1 pseudogene is annotated in these 380 nt (G+C 64.2%); it reads left to right on the top strand.

The features are described from left to right. Positions 1 to 17: 17 nt before the first annotated feature. Positions 18 to 380, top strand: a pseudogene (locus I6F37_RS45095) (hypothetical protein); the annotation flags it as partial.

Raw genomic sequence — 380 nt, 5'->3', positions numbered from 1 at the left:
ATGACGCGGAGCTGAACATGGATGGAAAGGCCATGCGGCCGGATGGCAAGGCCGCGGCGACGATGATGCCGTCGGCCTTCGGTCTGGCCGGAGTCAACGAGCACACATGGACGGGCGGCTGGGGTACGGTCACCTATTGGAACGCGTACGTCGCCAACACCCAGATGAACGGGAAAGGCACGTTCCTGGACGCGCGCCTCAATGATGCCAAACAGTATCCGGTTGCGGCGAAGGCTGGCTGGGGACGGAAGCGTGACGCGGAGGATCGGATCACCGCCAAGCTTCCGGCTCTGCACTTCTATCAGCTGGCCATGCCGGTGCCGAAGGCGCCTGCCGGCAGCTACGACACGAGGGCTGCGCAGCGTGGAGAGGTGCTATTC

This window comes from Bradyrhizobium sp. NBAIM08 (assembly GCF_020193935.1).
Classification (GTDB): domain Bacteria; phylum Pseudomonadota; class Alphaproteobacteria; order Rhizobiales; family Xanthobacteraceae; genus Bradyrhizobium; species Bradyrhizobium yuanmingense.
This window is presented reverse-complemented; position numbering and strand designations above follow the sequence as displayed.